17 protein-coding genes are annotated in these 16,789 nt (G+C 43.6%); 4 read left to right on the forward strand and 13 right to left on the reverse strand.

The window, feature by feature from the left end:
• Positions 1-211 precede the first annotated feature (211 nt).
• The 5 genes from O9334_RS05840 to O9334_RS05860 all read right to left on the reverse strand — a co-directional run bounded on the left by O9334_RS05840 (position 212) and on the right by O9334_RS05860 (position 4,395).
• Positions 212-1,165, reverse strand: a complete 954-nt coding sequence (locus O9334_RS05840; protein WP_045359691.1) for an asparaginase — start codon at positions 1,163-1,165, stop codon at positions 212-214.
• 15 nt (positions 1,166-1,180) lie between these two features.
• On the reverse strand, positions 1,181-1,684 hold the full coding sequence (locus O9334_RS05845; protein WP_045359690.1) for a CGLD27 family protein: 504 nt from the start codon (positions 1,682-1,684) through the stop codon (positions 1,181-1,183).
• A gap of 5 nt (positions 1,685-1,689) precedes the next feature.
• Positions 1,690-2,094: a ribosome silencing factor gene (gene rsfS / locus O9334_RS05850; protein ID WP_002752120.1), complete on the reverse strand. Its 405-nt coding sequence runs from the start codon at positions 2,092-2,094 to the stop codon at positions 1,690-1,692.
• 55 nt (positions 2,095-2,149) lie between these two features.
• Complete coding sequence (gene yqeK / locus O9334_RS05855; RefSeq protein WP_287999660.1) at positions 2,150-2,746, reverse strand: bis(5'-nucleosyl)-tetraphosphatase (symmetrical) YqeK; 597 nt, start codon at positions 2,744-2,746, stop codon at positions 2,150-2,152.
• A gap of 80 nt (positions 2,747-2,826) precedes the next feature.
• Entirely contained in the window at positions 2,827-4,395 is a 1,569-nt protein-coding gene (locus O9334_RS05860) for a YcjF family protein (RefSeq protein WP_045359688.1), read from the reverse strand.
• 647 nt (positions 4,396-5,042) lie between these two features.
• On the opposite strand from O9334_RS05860, the gene O9334_RS05865 reads away from it, so the two are divergent.
• From O9334_RS05865 to secF, 3 genes are all read left to right on the forward strand, one after another.
• The gene (locus O9334_RS05865) at positions 5,043-6,026 is read left to right on the forward strand and encodes an alpha-ketoacid dehydrogenase subunit beta (protein WP_002752113.1); all 984 of its coding nucleotides are present in this window, start codon (positions 5,043-5,045) and stop codon (positions 6,024-6,026) included.
• 26 nt (positions 6,027-6,052) lie between these two features.
• Positions 6,053-7,459, forward strand: coding sequence for a protein translocase subunit SecD (secD, locus tag O9334_RS05870; RefSeq protein WP_287999661.1), 1,407 nt, complete (start codon positions 6,053-6,055; stop codon positions 7,457-7,459).
• A 167-nt stretch (positions 7,460-7,626) separates the two neighbouring features.
• On the forward strand, positions 7,627-8,559 hold the full coding sequence (gene secF / locus O9334_RS05875; RefSeq protein ID WP_045359686.1) for a protein translocase subunit SecF: 933 nt from the start codon (positions 7,627-7,629) through the stop codon (positions 8,557-8,559).
• Here the strand turns inward: secF and O9334_RS05880 are convergent.
• The 7 genes from O9334_RS05880 to O9334_RS05910 form a co-directional block, all read right to left on the reverse strand.
• Positions 8,556-8,879 (reverse strand): helix-turn-helix domain-containing protein, encoded by a 324-nt coding sequence (locus O9334_RS05880; protein WP_002752110.1) that lies wholly within the window; start codon positions 8,877-8,879, stop codon positions 8,556-8,558. The two genes, secF and O9334_RS05880, sit on opposite strands and share 4 nt — an antisense overlap.
• Entirely contained in the window at positions 8,876-9,262 is a 387-nt protein-coding gene (locus O9334_RS05885) for a type II toxin-antitoxin system RelE/ParE family toxin (protein ID WP_004161954.1), read from the reverse strand. Before O9334_RS05885 ends, O9334_RS05880 begins: the two co-directional genes overlap by 4 nt.
• 27 nt (positions 9,263-9,289) lie before the next feature.
• A complete protein-coding gene (locus O9334_RS05890) occupies positions 9,290-9,541 on the reverse strand; it encodes a hypothetical protein (RefSeq protein ID WP_045359684.1) in 252 nt (83 codons plus the stop codon).
• A 296-nt stretch (positions 9,542-9,837) separates the two neighbouring features.
• A complete protein-coding gene (locus O9334_RS05895; RefSeq protein ID WP_045359683.1) occupies positions 9,838-10,323 on the reverse strand; it encodes a crossover junction endodeoxyribonuclease RuvC in 486 nt (161 codons plus the stop codon).
• Positions 10,324-10,326: 3 nt separating this feature from the next.
• Positions 10,327-11,430, reverse strand: coding sequence for a non-hydrolyzing UDP-N-acetylglucosamine 2-epimerase (gene wecB / locus O9334_RS05900; RefSeq protein ID WP_045359682.1), 1,104 nt, complete (start codon positions 11,428-11,430; stop codon positions 10,327-10,329).
• Positions 11,431-11,516: 86 nt separating this feature from the next.
• On the reverse strand, positions 11,517-12,851 hold the full coding sequence (locus O9334_RS05905) for an MlaD family protein (RefSeq protein WP_190381508.1): 1,335 nt from the start codon (positions 12,849-12,851) through the stop codon (positions 11,517-11,519).
• A gap of 46 nt (positions 12,852-12,897) precedes the next feature.
• Positions 12,898-13,680, reverse strand: coding sequence for an ABC transporter ATP-binding protein (locus O9334_RS05910; protein ID WP_045359680.1), 783 nt, complete (start codon positions 13,678-13,680; stop codon positions 12,898-12,900).
• 198 nt (positions 13,681-13,878) lie between these two features.
• Here O9334_RS05910 and O9334_RS05915 point away from each other — a divergent pair, with 198 nt between their 5' ends.
• Positions 13,879-16,449 carry a TIGR03960 family B12-binding radical SAM protein gene (locus tag O9334_RS05915; protein ID WP_287999662.1) on the forward strand — a complete coding sequence of 857 codons (2,571 nt, stop codon included), beginning with the start codon at positions 13,879-13,881 and terminating at the stop codon, positions 16,447-16,449.
• A gap of 42 nt (positions 16,450-16,491) precedes the next feature.
• On the opposite strand, the gene O9334_RS05920 is transcribed toward O9334_RS05915, so the two are convergent.
• Positions 16,492-16,698 (reverse strand): hypothetical protein, encoded by a 207-nt coding sequence (locus O9334_RS05920; protein ID WP_045359678.1) that lies wholly within the window; start codon positions 16,696-16,698, stop codon positions 16,492-16,494.
• Between the last annotated feature and the right edge of the window lie 91 nt (positions 16,699-16,789).

A 16,789-nucleotide genomic window follows, 5' to 3' on the forward strand; every position in this document is an offset into this window, starting at 1 on the left:
TAAGTAGGTAGGCGTTAAAAATTATCAGACACCCCCGTTATCAAGGGTAGGGTTGATTCATGAATCAACCCTACCTTATCAAGGGGGGATCAAGGGGGGATTAAAGGCAAAATCCATTTTTAATTTAATTATAACCAGCTACTTATAAATACTGCCCTAACACACCAAAAAGAAAAGTTTTTGATGTGTTACGCTTTTGTTAACCGACTATTTATAACAAAGCCATTTCCCCCACCACTTCCAAGCGGGTATAACTGCCGATTTTGAGGAATTTTTCCGAGAGAGATTCGGCCACATTGGGAGTAATCCAGCCTAACTGTTTGAGAATTTGCAAAGCGGCGGCATATTTAGCCCGTTTGGAACCATCTAGGGCTTTAATTGCTAATCCTAAACCCTCACCGACGCGCCCGATACATTGAATCCCTTCGGCCCCGGCTTTACTGACGATTTCCCCTTGGCTAACCCGCATTAATTCCGTATCAAAAGCCCCTTCCCCTGCTACCATGCGGGGATGATAGGTCATCGCCCGGACGATTCTTTCTAAGTCTAAACGGTTGCCAGAGGCTAACTGGGCGTAGAGATGGGCCATTTGCCCCAACTGCATTGAATAGGTGGGCGCACCGCAGTCATCGTGGGCGCTGATTAATTCATCCCCCGGCATCCCCAATAGTTCGGCAATTTTGCTGAGAATTAGCTTCTGTATCTGACTAGAGCGCCGCAGATAGCTATTTAACGGCCAGCCACGCTGTTGACACACCGCTAACATCCCGGCGTGTTTACCAGAACAATTGTACTGAAGGCGACTGGGTTTACCTTCCGGGAGAGGACATTGCAGGGCATTAGGATCGATATCGGCGCGCCAGAGAATATTAAAGACTTGACGGGCGTGTTCCACCGTGCCTTGGTGAGAACTACAGATAATGGCTAGATCCTTATCGTTGAGATCGTAGCGTTCGAGGGTGCCGGTACTGATGACAGCCAGTGCTTGAAAAGGTTTCAGGGCCGAACGAATAAAGGCGCTAGTTTCGGCGCTGCCGGCGGTGGATAATACCCGGCCGCGGTCATCGCAAATAGCGGCCTCGACATGATGGACCGATTCAATAATACCTTCCCGGAGGAGATGAATTTCTAAGCGGTGGGTTGGTGAACGTTTTACCCTATTCATTCAGATTGGTTGCGGTTAGTGAGTGAAAAATAGCCAGAAAAGACCACTGATAGCGACAATTGCCCCTAGAATCAGGGCGGTTTTTTGTAAACGCCGGAGAATGGGCTGGATTTGATAAGAGACGATTAAACGATCGCGGGTTAAAATGGCGGCGGTTTTTGTCCAGATTTGGCCATCGTACCAACCCGACTCCTCATAAAATACTTTCTCCGATTGCAAGCGGTCATAGACGTAGATCCAGCCTAAATACAAGCGCAATAACACCAATCCTACCAAAATTGTCGAGCCAAAAATCCCCGCACAGGAGAAGAGAAAAGGGGCTTTTTTGAGGGGAAAACTAGCGGCGGCAATCGGTCCGACAATTAACCATGTCCATAACCATAACCAGACAATTTTTTTTGTATAAGAGGCTACATCTAGCGTCGCCCAACGGAAAAACCAAGATTCTTTTAATTGTTCGTACTCGTTAACCGGTTGCTGTTCTTCCGGGACGGGACAGAAATCAAGGGAGGATTTCATGGATTCTACTCCTCCAAATGGTCGCTAGGTAGAGGAATCCGTTGAGCATGACCCCAAAATGCTTCTAAATTATAAAATTCTCGCTCTTTTGGTAAAAAGATATGGACAATGATATCGCCATAATCCATCAGGATCCAGCTACCTTCGCTTTTTCCTTCCACTTGTCGGGGGGATTGCTGCCATTCTAGTTCCATGGCAGCTTCGATCGCATCCTCGATCGCTCGCACTTGAGTGGTAGAATAGCCGGTAATAATCAGAAAATAATCGGTTAAATAACAGATATCGGCGACTTTCAGGATGGCGATGTCCCCTGCTTTCTTGTCCTCGGCAGCGGTAACAATTGTCTCCAGAAATTTTTCGGTCTTGAGATTTTCGGCGATGGGGGTAATAATTCCAGTGGGATTGGTCATTCAGGTTGTGGTTATCCTTTGGCTGAGGTGGTTTTAAGCGAGTCTTGAGATTATGTTAATCAATGGTTTTAGTTTCCGTTGGTTGTTCTTTAACAATTTGTAACGCCCAGTTGCGCGTTAGCACGGTGCGGGGATGAATGGGACAATGGCTACTTAAAAGATATTTTAGGGAATAATCGCAGGTTTGTTGAACGCTTTTATGGAGATTTTGATAGCTGAGTTGTCGTAGGGCGTTTAATTCGGGTGTATCGCCGCGATTGGGTTCCAAGGCATCGGCAATAAAGACTATACAGCTAAGATCGCTCATATTGGGTTTACCGAGGGTATGATTGCGAATTGCTTCGAGAATTTCCTCGTCGGTAACGTTAAATTCTTTTTGGGCGACAACTGCACTGACATCGGCGTGGAGTAAGTGGGGATGGGATAAACAGATATTATCCACGTCTATTCCCGCCGATTCCGCCATTTTTAGCAGTTTTTTGGGCTTGAAAAATTTGGCTAGATCGTGCATTAACCCAGCTTGCCCTGCTTGGACGGGATCGAGATCGTGATGACGAGCTAAATCAATACACATGGTCTCCACACCAAGAATATGGCGCAGACGGTGTTCGTTGACGTTTTCTTTTAACCAGTCGATAACTTGCTGTCGCATCTTTTTTTTGCCCTTGTGGAACCCCAAAACGATTGTAACAATTACTATACAATTTTGCCTATCGCTCCCAGTTTCGATCTTTACCAATCATCCTCGCGACTAGCTTCTAAAACTTCTTCTTGCTGCCAATCATCCTGAAAAGGTTGTACCACTTTACCGATCGCATCGGCCACAAAAGACTTAATAAATTCTTCCTTGCGACTAAGTTGAAATTGTCTTTGTACCACTTCCGTCATACCACCGTCACCCCAGTCTTGATCCTGACGGAAATATTCAATAAAACTTTTGCCAGCAATGCGAGTTAAATAGGCGGCACTGACCCCTTGAATTGCCTTACCGACTATATAGGTAGTAAAATTTAACTGTAGGATTCTGGCTAATAATTCTACTGCTCCTTTCACCACTCCCAAACTAACTAGAGTTTTGCCTAAAGATACAGCCAATTCTTTACCTCGATCGCTGTTAATTTCACAGCCATAAACTTGACCAATTTCCCTGACCATTTGAGCATTAACCGCCGCCGTTGCTAACAGATCGAACACTGGTAAGGGAGTCACCGCAATCACTCCCGCACCGATCCACTGATAGCGATCGATAATTTTATCAGCTTGGCGACGACGTTGGCGATCGATAATTTTCCTAGCTTCTTCTCCTAATCTTTGGGATTGTAAGAGGATATTATCCGCCACTAAATCCTCCCCTTCGGCCCGTAAAACTGAAGCTAAACGTTTAATTAAAGCTAAAATATCCGGTTCTGGTGTGATGATTTGTCCACCGGTTAACTGTACTGGTTGGGGATTAGCGGTAACAGCAATAATATCGGCGGAAAGGATCACTCCTTTTAGCCGTTCTCGTAATTGTTTTAAAATCATTTCTCGATCTTCGTCGCTATAGAGATCGATTTTATTAAAGACTAAGAGAGAGCGTTTACCAATATCAATTAAACGCAATAAAGGGCCATATTCCGATTGGCGAATATCGTTATCGATGACAAATAAAAGTAAATCTGCTTCCGTGGCTAATTGTCGCGCTAACTGTTCCCTTTGACCTCCGGCCGCACCAATTTCGAGAATGCCGGGGGTATCGGTAATTTGAATTTCCCGATTCACACCTTTCATTTTTAAACTATAGGTTTCCCCTTTTTCCGTGGTTCCCATGGTTGCCTCCACATTGCCCACCATTTGACCGATGAGGGCGTTAATTAGGGAGGTTTTTCCCGCCGATCCCGTGCCGAAAACAATGATTTTAACTTCTTTTCTGGCTAAACTTCGCTCAATTTCTTGGGAACGCTTAATAAAAACCTGTTGAGTTACTTTATCTTGAATTTGCTCCACTTGTTGCCGGACAGCTTTTAAGGTTTCCCCGGCAGCCTCGGTTTTTTCTACCGGTAATTTTAGGGGTGGACGGGAGGAAGAATGCAACCCGCGGCGACTTTTTGGGCGCTGGGGCAGCAGATAAAAGTAGTATAAAAGAACGTATATCAGCAAGCCCAGCAGTCCGATAATCAGCAAAAGCAGAATATTAGCTAAGATAGGAGCGGTAAAGGCGATCTGGATGTAAAGACGATAGATAGAGTTGACTAACCACAACATTAATCCGAAAATAAAGCTCAGACCAATGATTAAAGTGGCAAGACGGGGTAATTTCATCAGCTTTAACGGTAGGGGATTGCTTGATCTTGATCTTAGTTCTTTGCCGGCCGATTGTCGGGAACTAGAATAGACTATTATCTATAGTCATAATTGTTTTTATTCATCAGCCAATTTCTGTAAATCTACTAAGTTGGGATTTTTAAAGGGAAACTCTCTGCTCAAATTGGGCGTTACTTGCGATTTTATCGCTCAATCCCAGCTTTTGGGGGGTTCTACCCCCCAAATCCCCCGTTGGGGTAGGGTTGATTCATGAATCAACCCTACCTTGAATCAACCCTACCCGTTGGGGTAGGGCTGTTTCATTCTCTCAAATGTCATTCCCTCAAATCCTTATCTGGCAACGTTTTTAGTCGATTTTTCGGAAATATATATCTGAAAATCTTTAAAAACGTCGTGCTTTGTAGGTTGATTCATGAATCAACCTACAATGAGAGCAAAAACCTGTACTTCCCTGCTCGTTAGCCTACCTCATAAGCGATTAAGGGTAGCAAAAAAAAGAATTAGATTCGGAAAATGAAACAGCCCTGCCCTCTCCCCATCTCCCTGCTCCCCACTTCCCCACTTCCCCACTTCCTTCGGGCCAGAAAAGGGGTAAGATAATAAGTTTAGTGATAAGATGACCGAATTGTAAGCGGGGACTTGATATGGCAGAAACCCTATTATTTAATGCTTTGCGACAGGCGATCGATGAGGAAATGGGCCGCGACCAGACAGTATTTGTTTTGGGTGAAGATGTGGGTCATTACGGTGGTTCCTACAAAGTTACCAAAGATCTCTACAAAAAATATGGCGATTTAAGGGTTTTAGATACTCCCATCGCTGAAAATAGTTTTACGGGCATGGCAGTGGGGGCAGCCATGACGGGATTACGTCCGATTATTGAAGGCATGAATATGGGTTTTCTTCTGCTTGCCTTTAACCAAATTGCCAACAATGCTGGGATGTTACGTTATACTTCCGGCGGTAATTTTAAAATCCCCATGGTTATCCGCGGTCCGGGGGGTGTGGGCAGACAATTAGGGGCGGAACATTCCCAACGTTTAGAGGCCTATTTTCATGCGGTACCCGGCCTAAAAATTGTCGCTTGTTCCACTCCCTACAACGCCAAAGGTTTATTAAAATCGGCGATTAGAGATAATAACCCCGTGCTTTTCTTTGAACACGTTCTTCTCTATAATCTCAAGGAAAATTTACCTGATACCGAGTATCTTTTACCCCTCGATAAAGCGGAAATCGTTCGCAAGGGAGAAGATATCACCATTCTCACCTATTCGCGGATGCGTCATCACTGTTTACAGGCATTAAAACAGTTAGAAAAAGATGGCTATGATCCAGAAATTATCGATTTAATTTCCCTGAAACCCTTTGATATGGAGACGATTGCCGCTTCGATTCGCAAGACTCACAGGGTGATTATCGTGGAAGAATGTATGAAAACGGCAGGAATTGCTTCCGAGTTAATTGCTTTAATTAACGAGCAGTTATTCGATGAATTAGATGCCCCCGTGTTAAGATTATCTTCCCAAGATATACCCACACCTTATAACGGTAATCTAGAAAGATTGACGATTATTCAACCTAATCAAATTGTCGAAGCTGTCCAAAAAATGGTCGGCGATCGCATTTAAAAAATTCTCCTTTTGATACTGAAGTTATGCAGAGACAAAATTGGTTATTGTTACTGATCATCGGCCTGGTTGTTGCCTCGATCATCGTCCTGATTAAGTTACCCCTACAATTAGGTTTAGACCTGCGCGGTGGTAGTCAATTAACCATTCAGGTTAAACCCACTGAAACCGTCACAACCATTCAACCTAATGATTTAAAAGCCGTACAAAATGTGATTGAAAATCGCGTTAATGCCCTCGGTGTTTCTGAATCATTAGTGCAGACTGTGGACAGTAAAAATCAGGTAATCGTGCAACTACCGGGGGTCACAGATCCCAAAGAAGCTGAGAGAAACCTAAATGTTCAGGCCCAATTAGAATTTCGTCAGCAAAAACAAGGTACAGAAGGAGAATTTCGGGCTGAATACTCGATTTTTCAACAAAAAAAAGCGGAATTAGCCGACCTCAAAGCCGAGAATAAACCCGAAAATGCCGCTAAAATTGCCGAACTAGAACAATCTCTGCAAAAATCTAAAGAGGCAATTTTAAATTTATTTGAGTCGGTGGACTTAACTGGAAAAAATCTGCAAAATGCCACTATTAGTTCCACCCAAGGCACTAACTGGGAAGTGGCCATTACTTTCGATTCGGAAGGGGGCAGTAAATTTGCCGAACTGACTAAAGCGATCGCGGGTACTGGTCGCAGTATTGGGATTTTCCTCGATAATGAATTAATTAGCGCCCCTGTGGTTGATGTGCAGTTTGCCCAAACGGGAATTACAGGAGGCCGGGCCGTGATTACTGGTAATTTTACCGCCGAAACTGCCAACGATCTAGCGATTCAATTGCGCGGTGGTTCTCTACCTTTCCCCGTTAAAGTGGAAGAAATTCGCACTGTCGGGGCAACTTTAGGCCAGGATAGCATCCGTCGCAGTATCTACGCTGGTTTAGTGGGTTTACTGTTAGTTTTAATCTTCATGGCGGTTTATTACCGTTTACCCGGGATTATTGCCGATATTTCCCTGATTATCTATACTATTCTCTCTCTGGGGGCTTTTGCCTTAGTGGGAGTCACCATGACGTTACCCGGTATTGCTGGATTTATCCTCAGTATCGGCATGGCAGTTGATGCAAATGTACTGATTTTTGAGCGTACCCGGGAGGAATTAAGGGCCGGAAAATCCCTATTTCGGGCAGTAGAGTCGGGATTTTATCGGGCTTTTTCCAGTATTCTTGATAGTAATGTCACTACTTTAATCGCCTGTGCTGCCTTATTTTGGTTGGGTTCAGGATTAGTCAAGGGTTTTGCTTTAACTTTAGCCATTGGGGTAGCTGTGAGTATGTTTACCGCTTTAACCTGTAGTCGCACTCTCCTGTTAATCACCGTGTTAAACGTTCCCAGCGTCCGTCAAAAACCGCAACTTTTCTGCCCTAATTTACCGGTAAACCAATAATCAGTTATCAGTTATCAGTTATCAGTTATCAGTTATCAGATTTGAGTTTTAAGTTAACAGTGTTAATCGGTTATCAGTTACCAGTTATTCCCCCACTGATTACTGCTTACTGATAACTGAAAAATATCCCTACTCCTGTCTCCTTTTTTCCTTTTTACTTAATCGATATGGCATTTAACGTTACAAAACAGCGTAATTTTTGGTGGACAGTCTCGGCCTTGCTGACGATTGGTAGTATTTTGGCCATGGTGATTTCTTGGTTCACTATTCAAGCACCTTTGCGACCGAGTTTAGATTTTGTTGGTGGTACGAGAATTCAGATAGAATTAGCCTGTGCCAAAAAGAATACCTGTGAGAAACTCTTAACTACTGCCGAAGTGCAAGGGATTTTAGACGAGGAGGGATTGGGTAACAGTAGTGTGCAGGTGTTGGATAAATATACTTTATCGGTGCGGACGAAAACCCTGGCAGAAGAACAGAGAACAAAATTACTCGACACCTTAAATGAGAAAATTGGCACCTTTGACCCCGAAACCAGTCAAATCGATACGGTCGGTCCCACCATCGGTCAAGAATTATTTAGGTCGGGATTTTTAGCTTTATTAGTGTCATTTTTTGGCATTGCTGTCTATCTAAGCTTCCGTTTTCAACGGGATTACGCTTTTTTTGCCATTGTCGCCCTGCTGCACGACGTTTTGATCACTTTAGGGGTCTTTGCGGTTTTAGGCTTAATTGCGGGGGTAGAAGTGGATAGTTTATTTTTGGTTTCCCTCTTGACAATTGTGGGCTTTTCTGTTAATGACACAGTGGTAATTTATGATCGCGTGCGGGAAAATTTTGCTAATACCCCCGAATTATCCGTGGATGAAATTGTCGATAATGCGGTGAGTCAAACCCTAACTCGTTCAATTAATACCACCCTGACTACTTTATTGCCTCTGGTGGCGATTTTTCTCTTTGGTGGCACGACTTTAAAATATTTTGCCCTAGCTTTAATTATTGGTTTCGTAGCCGGGGCCTATTCGAGTATTTTTATCGCTAGTACCCTACTAGCTTGGTGGCGCGGTCGTTCCCATCGACCCACACTCAATTACAGTTAGGATGCCATTGGTGAAGAATCAGTGGTTCTTGGATGGGTCGTAATAGTAATTTCAACCTGTTGATTGAGACGACCCAAAATTGAGATCAAACGGTCAATAGTAAAGCGTCCCAAATTAGCACGGCGAATCTGGACAAATTCACTGTGATTAATTCCAGTTCGCACTTGAGCATCGCGGGTTGATAAGTCTTCCTTCTCCAGAACCTTGATAATTTCAGCAGCAAGCAGTGCTTTCGCTTGTCGCACGTCCGCATCTACATCGCCAAAATCGCGGTACACATTCCCGCTACCTTGTACCAGTTCAAATTGTTCTTCACTCATGAGAGTTCCTCCTTCAATCGCTTGAGCCGTGCTTTGATAACTTCGACTTCTTGCTGTGGTGTTTTGATCCCTTTTGGGGATTTTTTCTGGAAGGCATGAATCACCCAGATAGCCTCACCTAACTGGACAGCATAGATAGTTCGATAGGCATCCCCCTTGAAAGGTAGAGCAATCTCGAACACACCAGAACCCATCCCCTTAAAAGGCTTGGTTAGGGATGATTTTGCCCCTTCTGCTGCAATAGTTAAAGCGTCAAGTACAATTTCTTGGGCTTCCTTGGGAAACTTTTGAAAATCTTTCCGTGCCGCTTTAATCCAAGATATAGGACGGGTATTACGCATTCGCTTATGGTGATATAACTGATACCACCGGTCAAGCCCCATTATACCTAAAGACCATCAATTTGATGCTTATCGAGGGTCATAACTCCCTTTATAGGTTGTAAAAATTTGATAACCGGGTAAAACTAAGCTGATACCCGCAAAACTATGTATTGTTCCTGGATAACTTTCTTCTGCATCACTACCCCCCAATCGCCAACAAAAAGAACCCAACCAAATATAAAAGCCCGGAATCAGTGCGTCCATCGAATAGGCAATATCCTTTAACTGAGGGTTAACTCCGTTTGATGATGCCTTTTTTTGGGAAACTTTTATTTTCATCTATTTTCATTATTTTAAACTTATACTCATTTAAGAACTATACCATATTTTTGTTAGCATTGACGATGACAATTATCACAATTCCACACTTAAACCCTTTGCTGCAATCGCTAATATGGTAGGTTGGGCTTCGGCCGTGAGCTTTTGCCGAACGGTTGAGGAAGGAAACCCAACGCTAATCAAAGATATTTGAAAGCCTTATTATCTTCAACCGTCCCATCGAACTAAGATAGTGCAAGCTTAAAGATGGCTTTTAGTTGTCAGCTAAATTTTTGCGCCAATTTCGTCAAATTGCTTCAAGAGATTTGATTGCGAACGCCACTGAAAGCAGCGTATGCGATCGCTATAGCATCTACAGCATCATTAATGGGCATTTTTGTCAATCCGAATAAATACTTAATTTCTTCGGCCACCTCAGCTTTAGTGGCCTTACCATGGCCCAGATGACATTTCCAACTAGCTTGATGGAGAAAAATCGGTTCAATTCCCCCATCGCGACAGCTAACTAGATTGATAATTCCCAATGCTTGCAGGACTCCACCGGCTGCCTTGATTTGCCGGTTAAAAAAGGGCATTTCCACGGCAATTTCCCCCGGTTTATATTCTGCGATTAACTCCTTTAAATCCCGTTCAATTTCGATCAAACGCTGGGCAGTAGAAAGATTTTTAGAAGTTTCGATCGTGCCGTAATCGACTAAAACCGGCATTAACTCACTATTATCCCGGAGAATAGCCCAACCGACAATCGCTAATCCGGGGTCGATACCCAACCAAGTAGTCATAGATTAAGCCAAAAAATCTTGGACGATTTGGAGGATTCTTTGGGATGCTTGTCCATCTCCAAAAGGATTAATTGCATTAGCCATACGATCATAGGCGATTTTATCCCTTAATAATTCTCCCGCTGCGGCTAAAATTTGCTCTGGATTAGTACCAATTAATTTCGCTGTTCCCGCTTGTACTGCTTCCGGTCTTTCTGTGGTTTCTCGCAATACTAAAACTGGTTTTCCTAAACTGGGGGCTTCTTCTTGAATGCCCCCGGAATCAGTTAATAATAAATAACAGCGTTGAATCGCCCCCACTAACTCGGCATAATCGAGAGGTTCGGTTAAAAATACCCTGGGATGATTGCCCAAAGCGGACTGTATTGGTTCTCGGACGGTGGGATTGCGATGCAGGGGTAATAATAGGGCTGTATCGGCATATTTTTCTAACAACAAAGTGAATCCTTTGATAATATACTGTAAGGGTTCGCCCCAATTTTCCCGGCGGTGAACCGTGGCTAATAAAACCCGATAATCTGACCAATTTAAGCCAGCAATTTGACATTCTGGTGCGGTTTTGGCTACGGTTAATAAAGCATCAATAACCGTGTTGCCGGTGTGGTGAATATTTCCTGTCACCCCAGATTTTTGTAAATTTTCCACGGCTAAAGTAGTGGGAGCAAAATGTAGGTTAGTCAGTTGAGAAATTAGGCGACGATTAGCTTCTTCGGGATAGGGATTATAGATATCATTAGTTCTTAATCCTGCTTCCACATGGGCGATAGGAATTTGTTGATAAAAAGCCGCTAAAGCAGCAGCAAAAGCAGTAGTAGTATCACCTTGCACAATAATTAAATCTGGTTTTATGCGCTCAAAAACTGTTTCTAAACCCCGTAAACTGCGGCAAGTAATATCAGTTAAAGTTTGACGAGTTTGCATAATATCAAGATTTTCGTCTGCTTTTAAAGCAAATAATTCCATCACCTGCGCTACCATTTCTTTATGCTGTCCCGTCAGAATAACATGGGTTTTAAACTGTTCCGATTCTTGAAAAGCACGAATAACGGGAGCTAATTTAATCGCTTCGGGACGAGTTCCAAGAGTAATACAAATTGATTTCGACATATTATTATCAGTTATCATTTATTAGTTATCAGTTCACCGATTACTGTTTACTGATTACCCAAAATCGCTTGAATTGTGCTGTTTTGTCATTTTTCACTCGTGGGGGGTTGTTGAACGATAAATTGGGGATAGAGTTGCATTTGCTTCGGATTTAAAGGAGGTCGAGAGATGGTCAAAACTTTTTGTTTAGCTAACTCTTGAGTCATGGTATCTAAAGTTTGAGCGATACGCAAATTATATTCTAATTGTTCCCCGGAAGAAAGCAGATTACTTAAGCCATCAATTAAACGTCTTAAATTCTCGCGAAATTGGGGATCACCGATTAACTCATCGATATCCGAGGTGATTTTTTGAGTATTTTCAAAAGTCACCCTAGCGGATTCGAGAGTTTTTTGCAATAGGACAATTGTAGCAGGATCGTTAATAGTTTTAGTAATTTCTCGTAAATTATTCGATGTTTCCACCGCATTATTCAAAATAGTCTCGATATTTTGCATGACTTGTTTAGTATCAATTTCATCTAAACTGGCATTCAACCTCAAGGCGGTATTATTGAGATTATTAGCGAGACTACCAATACCTAAACTAGCTTGATTAATATGATCGAGAGTATTAACGATTTGTCCGCGATTTTCGCTGAGAACACCATTGAGATTAGCGACTAATTGGGAAGATTGTTGAAAAGTTCTGCTAATTTGACTGCGATTTTCCTGAACGGTACTATCTAAAGTATTGACAAAACGGGAGGCATTATTAGCCGTATTACTGACTGAGCGACTGGTGGCAGCTAATTCCAAAGATAGACGAGAGAGTTCTCTTTGGGCATTACGGATAGTCTGGGAGGTATCATCGGATAAACGGGCGATTTTTTTGGCCGCTATAGCGGTATTTTTGGTGACATCATTGAGATTACCCACAAATTCAGGACTGGTAAAAGTATCCACTAAACGACCAACACTAGACATTAATTGTGTTCCTGTTGTCCCCTGTAAACGAGTATTATTACAGAGAATTAACTGTTGATCACAGTCGGGACTCAGAGGGTCGAGATTTTTGGCCTCAGCACTTAAAGAAACTAAGGGAGTGATATCGATGGCTGCCTCCCCAATTAATCCGGAAAGATTGGTAGTAACAGTTACCTTCCTAGGCATAACTAAATTAGCAGAAGCGATTTCGGCAATAACTTCCACTTGATTGCTTCCCGGGATAAAACTCGTAATTCTTCCCACTCTCACCCCGCGAAAACGCACCGGCGCCCCGACTTGTAACCCTTCCACATCGGCAAACTCGAAGATTAATTGATAAGTTCTTTGACCAAATCCCCCCCCGCGAACCCAGATAGCGAGCGCCCCAAAGACTAATAATCCGCCTAGGGCAAACAAACCTAGTCTTCCTTCCCGTAAAGCTCGCGAACTCTGCATGATTTTTCTCTCATTCTCGATAGTTCTTAATTTAGCTTAATCTAGCTTAAACGATTGTCCTAATCGGGCCTTCAATGCTGGCACTAAAAAATTGCCGAATCATGGGATGATCGGTACGATCGATATCTGCCACTAATCCCTGCCATTGCACTTTTCCCTGATAGAGAAATACTACTCGATCGGCGGTGCGTCGGATGGTACTTTGTTGGTGAGAAACCATCACATAACTATTCGCAGACCCCGATTTTTCATGGAGAGTCCGCACTAGATCCTCGATAATTGTGGAAGCTATCGGGTCTAATCCGGCGGTAGGTTCATCATACAGCAGTAATTCAGGATTATCGGCCGGATTATCGGGATTAGTGATAATAGCGCGGGCAAAAGCCACCCGTTTACGCATTCCCCCCGATAGTTCCGAGGGATAAAGGTCACTAATTCCCTGTAAACCGACCATTTCCAGGCTTTCTTCCACTAATTCCCTAATTCTGGCTTTTTTTAAATTAGTTTGTTCATAAAGATAAAAACCGACATTTTCCCCGACGGTGAGAGAATCAAACAGGGCCGTTTGTTGAAAAACTAAGGAAGTTCGCATCGCTTCTCGACCATCTTCTAGCAATCCCTGACGCAATTGACCTTTAATACGAATTTCTCCAGCATTTATCCCCGTTAATCCCGCAATTACCCGTAAAACCGTCGATTTTCCCGTTCCCGACGGACCGATAATTACCAGGGCCTCCCCTCGATAAATGGTTAAATCTAATCCGTCGAGAATAACATTATCCCCGAATCTTTTCGATACTCCTCTCAATTCAATTAACGGTTCTTTCATCGTCGCTTAATTATCTTATAACCTCTGGAATTTTAGGGAGATGGGGAAGTGGGAAGTATTTTCAGTGAACAGTAAACAGTAATCAGTGAACTGAACTCTGATAACTGATAACTGATAACTGATAACTGATAACTGACTCGATTCTGGCTGCTATAGTAGAAAAGCACCCATTGCTGACGCTATCTGAGGTAGATTGCCGTGACTATTGCTTTAGACCAACTGCTCACCCCCGACATTTTTCGACCAGCGCGTTATTTGGGCAACGAGTTAGGTGCTAAACATAAAGAATGGGCAAGTGCTGTGGTTCGTTGGGTGTTAACCTATCCAGAAGTGTACGAAGTGGGGGCATCTAACCTCGGCCATATTATCCTCTACAATATCCTCAATGCTCAACCCCGCCAACTCTGCGATCGCACTTATCTACCCGCACCGGATTTAGCCCAAAAACTCAAACAGACAAAAACCCCCCTATTTGCCCTAGAATCCCGTCGTTACCTCACCGATTTTGATATTCTCGGTTTTAGTCTTAGTTACGAGCTAGGAGCCACCAATATTTTAGAAATGCTCGACCTAGCGGCAATTCCCTTGACTTGGAGAGAAAGAGATGCGGGTAACTATCCGCTAATTTTTGCCGGGGGACAAACTGCCACCTCTAACCCCGAACCCTACGCCGACTTTTTTGATTTTATCGCCCTCGGTGATGGCGAAGAATTATTGCCAGAAATCGGTTTAATTTTAGAAGAAGGTAAACTAGCTAATCTAAGCAAAGAAGAACTATTACTAGATTTAGCCCAAATTCCGGGGGTATATGTCCCGCGTTTCTACGATGTCACCCCAATCGGTGCAGTTATCCCCAATCGTGACGATGTACCGAAAAGAATTTTACGCCGGGTAGCCACTCCTATCCCAGCCTATTCTATCGGTTTAGTTCCCTTCGTGGAAACGGTTCACGATCGCCTAGTGGTGGAAATTCGTCGCGGTTGCACTAGGGGATGTCGTTTTTGTCAACCGGGGATGTTAACCCGTCCTGCGCGGGATGTGCAACCGGAAGCAGTAATCGAATCGATTGAAAAAGGAATGCGAGCGACGGGATATAACGAATTTTCTCTATTATCTCTCAGTTGCTCCGATTATCTAGCTTTACCTGCCGTGGGTATGGAGATTAAAAACCGTCTCCAGAATGAGAATATATCTCTATCCTTACCCAGTCAAAGAGTCGATCGCTTTGACGAAAATATTGCTAACATAATTGGGGGCAATCGTCAATCGGGTTTAACCTTTGCACCGGAAGCGGGAACCCAACGGATGCGCGATGTGATTAACAAAGGGTTAACCAACGAAGAATTACTCAGAGGGATAAAAACTGCCGTCGAACAGGGTTGGGATAAGGTCAAACTCTATTTTATGATCGGTTTGCCAGGGGAAACCGATGTGGATGTCATCGGTATCGTGGAAACGGTGCGCTGGTTGCGTCGGGAATGTCGTTTACCGAAGCGGAAACCCCTCGATTTTACCCTAACTATCTCGAATTTTACCCCTAAACCCCATACCCCCTTCCAGTGGCATTCCGTCTCCACGGCCGAATTTATCCGCAAACAGGAGTTATTAAGACAGGAATTCCAAGGCATGAGAGGGGTAAAAGTCAATTATACCGATGTCCGCATCTCGGCTATGGAAGATTTTATCGGTCGCGGTGACAGAAGTTTAGGGAAAGTGGTGCTGCGCGCTTGGCAATTGGGAGCCGGGATGGATGCTTGGTGGGATAATACAGAAAAAGCCTATCAAGCATGGTCACAGGCGATCGAAGAATCCGGTTTAACCTGGAAATATCGTCAGATAGAACAGGGAGAATGGAATATTTTTGCCGATGCAGACAAAGATATTTTAGAGCGTCCTTTGCCCTGGGATCATCTGGATACCGGTATCGATAAAAAATGGCTAGAGGAGGACTTAAAACGCGCCCTAGACGCGGCAACGGTCCCCGATTGTTCTTTTGAGGGTTGTTCCCATTGTGGCGTTTGTAGCGTCGATTTTGGTCATAATATCGTCATTGAAGCGCCCCCGATTCCCGCTTTTGCTGGACATTTTCAACCCAATCAAGAACGCGCCCAAAGAATTCGGGTTTGGTTTGGCAAAATTGGCGAAATAGCCCTAGTTAGCCACTTGGATCTGGTGCGTTTATTTGATCGCGTCGTCCGTCGGGCTGCTATTCCTATTTCCTTTACCGGTGGATTTCACCCCGGTCCGCGCATTTCGATCGCTAATGCTTTATCCTTGGGAGCAACCAGTAGCGGTGAGATTGTCGATTTTGAATTGACAAAAGTAATCGATTTAGAGACTTTTAAACGGCAGTTAAGCGGGCAATTACCCGCAGATTTGCCGGTTTATCAGGTGGAAGAAATTCCCTTAAATGCCCCCGCTGCCACCCGTTTGTTAGAAAAAGCTGCGTATTTGCTCACTTTTAACAGTGAGGGAATTGACTGCCAACAATGGCAAAATTGGATCGAGGCGATTAAGCAAGCAACGGTGATGGAACGGGAAAAAACCACCAAATCCGGCAAAAAAGTCACGATTAATCTGCGAGAACAATTATATGAATTAGAGTTAAAAACTGTTGACAAACAAGCCGTTTTGTGCTATGTGGGCAGTTGTCGCAATGATGGCACTTTACTACAGCCCGATCATATCGTCGAGATGTTAGAACGGGTCTCTGGACAGGAAATTTCGCTGCTTAATTGCCATCGTCAGCGCTTGATTTTAGGGACTTAACCATTGTCAACTGTTCCCTTTATACTAACCCCAGAGAGTCAACTAATCTTGATCGACTAATTCTAAGCAATCATCAATCAAAGCTGGCCGATAACTTTGAACAACCATGGGTAAACAAGCCCCTTTTAAACCCTTTTTAATCCTCTCAGGTGTTTGATCAAAAACCACAAATAAAGGGTGAATTGTTTCAGCACCTTCACTATAGCGGTAAGCGCTTGAGTGAGATACAGACCAAGCTTTGCCTAGCATGGTTTATAGCTTGTGACACTGTACCTAATACGACTGCACACCGCTATAAGCTAGTGAGGTACACATATTTTTCTTCCCTTTTGACTTTTGC

It is taken from the genome of Microcystis sp. LE19-8.1F (assembly GCF_027531715.1).
Lineage (GTDB): Bacteria > Cyanobacteriota > Cyanobacteriia > Cyanobacteriales > Microcystaceae > Microcystis > Microcystis wesenbergii_A.

Coding starts and splice junctions, on each gene's coding strand:
- O9334_RS05840 (WP_045359691.1), bottom strand. CDS start 1,165: ATGAATAGGGTAAAACGTTCACCAACCCACCGCTTAGAAATTCATCTC.
- O9334_RS05845 (WP_045359690.1), bottom strand. CDS start 1,684: ATGAAATCCTCCCTTGATTTCTGTCCCGTCCCGGAAGAACAGCAACCG.
- rsfS (WP_002752120.1), bottom strand. CDS start 2,094: ATGACCAATCCCACTGGAATTATTACCCCCATCGCCGAAAATCTCAAG.
- yqeK (WP_287999660.1), bottom strand. CDS start 2,746: ATGCGACAGCAAGTTATCGACTGGTTAAAAGAAAACGTCAACGAACAC.
- O9334_RS05860 (WP_045359688.1), bottom strand. CDS start 4,395: ATGAAATTACCCCGTCTTGCCACTTTAATCATTGGTCTGAGCTTTATT.
- O9334_RS05865 (WP_002752113.1), top strand. CDS start 5,043: ATGGCAGAAACCCTATTATTTAATGCTTTGCGACAGGCGATCGATGAG.
- secD (WP_287999661.1), top strand. CDS start 6,053: ATGCAGAGACAAAATTGGTTATTGTTACTGATCATCGGCCTGGTTGTT.
- secF (WP_045359686.1), top strand. CDS start 7,627: ATGGCATTTAACGTTACAAAACAGCGTAATTTTTGGTGGACAGTCTCG.
- O9334_RS05880 (WP_002752110.1), bottom strand. CDS start 8,879: ATGAGTGAAGAACAATTTGAACTGGTACAAGGTAGCGGGAATGTGTAC.
- O9334_RS05885 (WP_004161954.1), bottom strand. CDS start 9,262: ATGGGGCTTGACCGGTGGTATCAGTTATATCACCATAAGCGAATGCGT.
- O9334_RS05890 (WP_045359684.1), bottom strand. CDS start 9,541: ATGAAAATAAAAGTTTCCCAAAAAAAGGCATCATCAAACGGAGTTAAC.
- O9334_RS05895 (WP_045359683.1), bottom strand. CDS start 10,323: ATGACTACTTGGTTGGGTATCGACCCCGGATTAGCGATTGTCGGTTGG.
- wecB (WP_045359682.1), bottom strand. CDS start 11,430: ATGTCGAAATCAATTTGTATTACTCTTGGAACTCGTCCCGAAGCGATT.
- O9334_RS05905 (WP_190381508.1), bottom strand. CDS start 12,851: ATGCAGAGTTCGCGAGCTTTACGGGAAGGAAGACTAGGTTTGTTTGCC.
- O9334_RS05910 (WP_045359680.1), bottom strand. CDS start 13,680: ATGAAAGAACCGTTAATTGAATTGAGAGGAGTATCGAAAAGATTCGGG.
- O9334_RS05920 (WP_045359678.1), bottom strand. CDS start 16,698: ATGCTAGGCAAAGCTTGGTCTGTATCTCACTCAAGCGCTTACCGCTAT.